This is a genomic window from Nostoc sp., assembly GCF_036916655.1.
Lineage (GTDB): Bacteria > Cyanobacteriota > Cyanobacteriia > Cyanobacteriales > Nostocaceae > Nostoc.
In genome coordinates this window covers 44,637-50,745 of record NZ_JBALFY010000076.1, presented here as the reverse complement: position 1 = coordinate 50,745, position 6,109 = coordinate 44,637, and the positions used below count along the sequence as shown (strand labels likewise).

Here is a 6,109-nt window from a genome sequence, read left to right as displayed (position 1 = left end):
AGATGCTCTATTGAGGGAACAACCTCTTTTGTGCCAACCTTGACTGGAAGTTACCACATTTTCATGTATGGCTGTGAAATTTTTTCATCGGGACTTCCTTGTCTCCCTTGTCTCTTCTTCATGCCCAATGCCCACTTCATTTAATCGGTTGTAACTTTGTCACCTTGAGTTTAAAAGGCCCAACCCCAGTTTCCCCAAAAGACCGGACACGAATCACATAATTTCCTGTCTCTACGATGCGAGTAAATAGCAGGGAATTGCTAGTACCATCAGGGCCATCATCATTTTCTGCGAGAGTCGAACCATCAGGTGCTAACACTGTGATGATGGTGTCAAAGCTTTCTGATGACAAGTCAACTGCTAAATTATCGCCCTTCTGTAACTTGACTGTGTAATCACGCGCAAACCCACCTTGGCCTGTGGGAATGTCTTTGTCTGAGAGGCTATCAGTAATTTCAGCACTGCTAGATAAAGGTATTGGACTATATAAGCTATTTTGAGCAAAACCAGCACTTGTACTTATGCCGATTGCCAGGAATGTGGCAGGAATGATGATGAGTTGCTTTAAACCTGCCGCAAAAACTTTATTCATACATTTCAAGCAATTTTTCTACAAAAATAGGGTAATTCGGTCAATTTATCAAGGAAGGCAGTCCTTCATCCGTCTTTGACAGCAGTGGCTACAGCTACTAATCCTAAGACCACAATTCCATACTGACGAAGTGTTTGCACAGCAGACCTGGCAGTTGCACCAGTTGTATAAATGTCGTCCACTAACAGCACTGGGATATTTGGAGGATGATGGCGAAATTCTTGCCCAACAGCAAAAGCTTGAGCCAAGTTTTTTTCTCGTTTAGATACTGATAAACCAAATTGCGCTTCCGTTTCTCGCACTCTTACTAGACCGTTTAGTTTCAATTTTAATCCAGTTATTTCGCAGAAGCTTTGTGCGATCAGTGCGGCCTGATTGTATTTACGTTGCTTTTGTTTGCTAGCGTGAAGTGGGATGGGAACTACCACAGGCTGGCTATCTCGCCTCGGTGAATTTAACAACCATGCTTCTCCTAACCATTGACCCAAAGGACGAGCTATTTGGGGTTTATTTTCGTATTTCATCGCCGCGATCGCTCGTTTCACTGGGCCACCATACTCCCCCCAGCCAAACACTGGTATTGGCTCTTGCCATAGAGAAATGGGGTTTTTACGTTGACATTTTTGTAATTGTCTGGTGCAGTTCTGACAGAATTCTTGAGAAGTTGCGCGTTGACATAGGGGGCAATGGGATTGGAGAAAAAGATTGAGTAAGCCTGTGAGATTTTTAATCCAAATGTGCATTTAGAATTGTCCTTAGTCATTAGTCATTAGTCATTGGTCAAAGACTAATGACTTCACATACACGCGATCGCACCTTGTTGTTTCTACTCCTATTGCTGGAGTATAGCCATTGCTTTCATAGAGTTTGACTGCTTCAACCAAAACACTGGCGGTTTCAATCCAAATTTGCCCAAATCCACGCTTTGCGATCACTGCTTCTAGCTGTTGTAACAAATATTTCCCTAATCCCAAACCCCTGATGCTGGGCAAAAGATACATTTTGCGGATTTCTACAGCTTTTTCGCCTCGGTGTATGGGGTAGTATGCTCCAGTACCGACTAACTGGCTTTGGTGTTCAATTACCCAAAACTCTCCCCCAGTAGCTAAATAATATTCCTCTACTCGCAGCACATCTCGGTCAGCACCGTTTGGTTCCCAACCCAAACCGTATTCTGATAATACATAACTGATAACTTCGGCGGCTCTTGTGCGATCGCTTTGCACCCAATCACGAATTATAAAATCTTGATAATAGTTTTTCATTACCATTTGCTGGTCAAGTTTACACAGAAAAATTTTCCGCATCTATATCCCAATTTACCCAGCAAATAGCTTTTATGGCATAGTCTATTTTAGACGATACCCTCAAGGTGTCATTGACACTCCCCGACCTGAAGGTACAGGAATTCTGTAATCTACATCAGGATTTGCTCTAGCAGGCTTGCGCCACCTAGCGTAGTGATTCTGACTCCTACAGCATTACTTCGGGATTGCCCATCCCTAGTTTTTGCAAGAGGTCTAATGTTAATTGCTGCGTTTTCGTCTCTATGTAAATTCCATCCACAACTACAAATATAGGTTATTTGATTACTACATTTGTCAATCAGCCATCAGGAGTACACATTTTATAGCAGTTAATTTTATATTTGTAATCTTGTCAATCTATTTTCATACCCTGCGGGTTTATGGGTATGGGCCCCTAGTTAAACAATTAAAAACTTCAATAATTAGCTCTTATAGGTAAAAAAATATTTTTAACCTTTTCATAACCAAGAATTAACCAAAATTTATCCGGTATCAGCTCTCGACTTTCTGAAGTAAACATTGTACAAAAAAGCTAGACCGTACAGGATGCAAATTACATGAGTCGAAAAGTCAGCAAAGTGTTTAAACAGTCTGGGGTGATTCCTTACAGAGTGAACGATGGTAAAATTGAAATCTTGCTAATTACCACCCGTGACTTTCAACACTGGGTAATTCCGAAAGGAGATATTCCTAGTGGCATGAGTCCGCCTGCTTCAGCAGCCAAAGAGGCATGGGAAGAAGCAGGAGTTATTGGGCATATAGACGTTAAGGAACTGGGCACTTACAAGTACCGCAAACAAGGCAAAAGTTACCGCGTCAAGATGTATTTATTACCAGTCGAGATGCTGAGTGAAGATTATCCAGAAGCAACTAAAAGAAAACGGCAGTGGGTAGAAGTGAATAAAGCTATCAGGCGGGTTAAATTTAATTCACTCAAACGAATCCTTAAAGGGTTTTTCCAAGTTAAGTCTCACTTTTGTGCATTTCGATGTTAGTTAAATATTAAAATACACATTATTTTGAGCCTCTCAGACCAAAGTGAGGTTTTTTTAGAATTAGCTATATTTAAAATCGCACAAAGGGCTGGGCTATGGGGGTATTCATTGGTCTATGTTATGACCTGAAGGTAGACTACCTGAAGGCTGGTTTTAGTGCCTCTGAGGTGATGGAATTCGACGATGAAGAAACTATTATCGGGTTGGAAAATGCCCTATTTAAGTTAGGTCATCAGGTTGAACGTGTGGGCAATGGTAGAGAACTGGCTGGGCGATTGGCTAAAGGCGATCGCTGGGATCTAGTTTTCAATATTGCTGAAGGTTTAAAGGGTCGCTCTCGCGAAGCCCAAGTCCCGGCAGTCTGCGAGTTATTTGCTCAACCTTACACCTTTTCCGATCCACTCACCTGCGCCCTAACGCTAGATAAGGCGCTTGCTAAAAGAGTAGCGCGCGATCGCGGTTTGCCAACAGCCCCCTTTGAAGTGGTGAGTACCACCGCAGAAGCAGCAGCCGTATCGCTATCAATGCCACTTTTCCTCAAGCCTGTAGCAGAAGGCAGTTCTAAAGGGATAACTGGGCGTTCTCTTGTCAAAGAACGCGAGGAGCTAGTAAATACTTATGAATTGTTACGTGAACTTTTTCAGCAACCACTACTCGTAGAAACCTTTCTTCCCGGTAGAGAAGTAACAGTGGGTATTGTTGGCAACGGCAGCAACTCACGAGTAGTAGGTGTGATGGAAGTAATTTTTACAGGACAAGCTGAAGCTTTTGCTTATACCACCCTTAACAAGGATGAGTATCTAGAACGGGTATCTTATCGTTTGCTCATAGATCCCGAACCACTGGCAGCACAGGCCAGGCAGCTAGCTCTGGATGTCTACCATACTCTTGGTTGTCGAGACGCTGCCCGTGTGGATCTGCGGTGCGATGCTAACGGTGTGTTGCAGTTTATGGAAGTTAACCCACTGCCAGGGCTACACCATATCCGCTCAGACCTAGTAATTATGGGACGTTTAGGTGGTGTGACATACACAGAAATCATTGCTGAAATCGTCGATTCTGCATGGCAAAGGTACAAAGGTTGAACTAGGGATTGGGGATTGGGGAAGGTGGGGCCCCCTCTGGGGACAAGGGGTAATGGGGACTGGGGACTGGGAAGATAAGTAAGTAATTCAGAACCCAAGCAAAATAATACAGTTCAGATAAGACAAAAAGATTTGTAGAGACGGCGATTTATCGCGTATCGAAAACCTAAAATTTTTGCCAATAGCCCTTAACTTAAGCCTATTGATTTATCGCCCAGTCCCTAGTTCCAGCCCCGAAGTGCCATAACTGTCAATTATACTCTTGCGAACTTCACATTTAGGTGCATTATCAACGAAGTTTTCTATCTCTTCAGGAGTCAGCATAATTACAAGTTTTTATATGTTCAATTATTTAGTTTTTACAATTTAAACGTTATTTCAGCAGGACTTAATCAATTGATAAATATGGAATAGTGTTCGGTTAGGAAAGGTACAAATGTTGAAGTTTTTAACTCTGTTCAACAGACTCAATCTCAGAAGTCAAAAGATAAAAACGCCCAATCAAAAACACCGCACCCATTAGTAGCCCTAGCATTAAACCCAACCATAAACCTATGGGGCCCCAACCGAAAGTAAATGCCATTAGATAGCCCCCACCTACACCTACTCCCCAGTAAGCAAACATAGTGATTAAGGTTGGTATTCGGGTATCTTTCAAGCCGATCAAAGCACCAGCAGCAATAGTCTGAATAGAATAAAATATCTGGACTATTGCTGCTATGTCTAGAAAAGAAATTGCCGTTTTAACTATTTCGATGTTATCTAAATTACTGGTGTCCAAATACATTGCTACAATATAGTTGGGAAATATCAAAAAAATTAGTGCCAAAATGCTCACGCAGGGAGTAGCAAGGGCAATGCAGACAAATCCCGCTCTGCTTGCACCCTTAAGGTCATTTTGTCCCCTCAACTGTCCTACTCTCATCGTGACGGCATAGGAAATACCTATAGATATTGTTTCGACAAAACTTTCTGTTTCGACAGTAATTTCATGAGCTGCTAACGTCTCTGTCCCAAACCACCCCATCATTAAAGCAGTGGCAGTGAATACTCCAATTTCTGCTCCATACTGTAATCCCAAAAACCATCCAGTTTGGAAGATATCTAAAAACATATCTCGATCGAACTGATGCAGAGCGGAATCAAGTTGGTAATCTTGAAAGTAGTTATCCAAGCAAATCCAACTGGCGGCGGCGATAAAATTCAGCCAAAAAATGAGTACGCTTGCCCAACCAATACCAGCTAACCCAAGGGCTGGGAAACCAAATTTACCGAACATTAAGATGTAATTGGCAGCCCCATTCAATAATAGTCCAGCCACCGTAATTACTATTAAGAATTGGGGGCGATTGAGGGCAGAGCTAATTTCTTTTAAAATACAAAAACCGAGTGCAGCAGGAAAACCCCAAACAATAGACCGCAAATAGGTTTGAGCCAATAATACATTGCTTTCTTGTTGACCAGTCACCAGCAGAATGTAGTCAAAGTGCCAAATAATAAACATCACAGGTAAGCACATCGTCACTGCTAACCAAATTCCTTGACCGGTAGCACGGCTAACTTGGTCTATTTTTCCTGCACCAAAAGCATTTGCAACACTCACACCCGCAGCTGAAAGAATAGAACGACAAATGGAAGCTAGAGTCGAAAAGGTAACAGCACCTAAAGCACCCGCAGCTAAAGCTTGGCTGTTAAGCAAGCCCATCATCACCCCATCTAATAAAGGAATACCCGCTTCTAATATTTGAGTAATTACTAAAGGTACTGCCAATTGCAGGCAAGCTTGGATTTCTAATATGAGTTCTGATTTAAATTCTTTTGAAGTTAACTCCATTGGGCACGAAAATTGAGGGGTGTGCAAAAAAAGTAATACTTAAGTATATATTAAGATATATTAACACTTAGGTAACTCCAAGAAATAAATTATCCAACATTGTGGGGTTGGCATCCTGCCATAGGTGTCAACTATAACGCGAAACCGCTTGTCCGCCGGGAATTTCAATTCCCGTCTCATAGCTAAAGTCATCTGAAGATGACTAAATATCGCCAAAAATCTCCAGTCTACTTCAGTAAGCTGTTCCACATTTAAATTGCATAAGCTGGGCAGGCAAGATGCCCACCCCACAAGAG

The 6,109-nt window shown here is 42.2% G+C and carries 6 protein-coding genes; 2 read left to right on the top strand and 4 right to left on the bottom strand.

Translation table 11 applies throughout. The annotated features are described in order from the left end of the window. Nucleotides 1-136 precede the first annotated feature (136 nt). The 3 genes from V7L31_RS21570 to V7L31_RS21560 all read right to left on the bottom strand — a co-directional run bounded on the left by V7L31_RS21570 (nucleotide 137) and on the right by V7L31_RS21560 (nucleotide 1,857). A complete protein-coding gene (locus tag V7L31_RS21570; RefSeq protein WP_334698150.1) occupies nucleotides 137-592 on the bottom strand; it encodes a PPC domain-containing protein in 456 nt (151 codons plus the stop codon). Between the two features lie 65 nt (nucleotides 593-657). Further along, a complete protein-coding gene (locus V7L31_RS21565; protein WP_334698149.1) occupies nucleotides 658-1,335 on the bottom strand; it encodes a ComF family protein in 678 nt (225 codons plus the stop codon). Nucleotides 1,336-1,365: 30 nt separating this feature from the next. Continuing rightward, nucleotides 1,366-1,857: a GNAT family N-acetyltransferase gene (locus tag V7L31_RS21560; protein WP_334698148.1), complete on the bottom strand. Its 492-nt coding sequence runs from the start codon at nucleotides 1,855-1,857 to the stop codon at nucleotides 1,366-1,368. Nucleotides 1,858-2,456: 599 nt separating this feature from the next. Here V7L31_RS21560 and V7L31_RS21555 point away from each other — a divergent pair. Both V7L31_RS21555 and V7L31_RS21550 read left to right on the top strand, forming a co-directional pair. Then, nucleotides 2,457-2,894 (top strand): NUDIX hydrolase, encoded by a 438-nt coding sequence (locus V7L31_RS21555; RefSeq protein WP_334698147.1) that lies wholly within the window; start codon nucleotides 2,457-2,459, stop codon nucleotides 2,892-2,894. A gap of 95 nt (nucleotides 2,895-2,989) precedes the next feature. Further along, nucleotides 2,990-3,979 (top strand): D-alanine--D-alanine ligase family protein, encoded by a 990-nt coding sequence (locus V7L31_RS21550; RefSeq protein WP_334698146.1) that lies wholly within the window; start codon nucleotides 2,990-2,992, stop codon nucleotides 3,977-3,979. Nucleotides 3,980-4,427: 448 nt separating this feature from the next. Here the strand turns inward: V7L31_RS21550 and V7L31_RS21545 are convergent, their stop codons facing one another. Next, a complete protein-coding gene (locus V7L31_RS21545; protein ID WP_334698145.1) occupies nucleotides 4,428-5,813 on the bottom strand; it encodes an MATE family efflux transporter in 1,386 nt (461 codons plus the stop codon). Between the last annotated feature and the right edge of the window lie 296 nt (nucleotides 5,814-6,109).

Excerpts from the sequence above, each read along its gene's own strand:
- V7L31_RS21560 (WP_334698148.1), bottom strand. The coding sequence starts at position 1,857 with ATGAAAAACTATTATCAAGATTTTATAATTCGTGATTGGGTGCAAAGC.
- V7L31_RS21545 (WP_334698145.1), bottom strand. The coding sequence starts at position 5,813 with ATGGAGTTAACTTCAAAAGAATTTAAATCAGAACTCATATTAGAAATC.
- V7L31_RS21555 (WP_334698147.1), top strand. The coding sequence starts at position 2,457 with ATGAGTCGAAAAGTCAGCAAAGTGTTTAAACAGTCTGGGGTGATTCCT.
- V7L31_RS21570 (WP_334698150.1), bottom strand. The coding sequence starts at position 592 with ATGAATAAAGTTTTTGCGGCAGGTTTAAAGCAACTCATCATCATTCCT.
- V7L31_RS21550 (WP_334698146.1), top strand. The coding sequence starts at position 2,990 with ATGGGGGTATTCATTGGTCTATGTTATGACCTGAAGGTAGACTACCTG.
- V7L31_RS21565 (WP_334698149.1), bottom strand. The coding sequence starts at position 1,335 with ATGCACATTTGGATTAAAAATCTCACAGGCTTACTCAATCTTTTTCTC.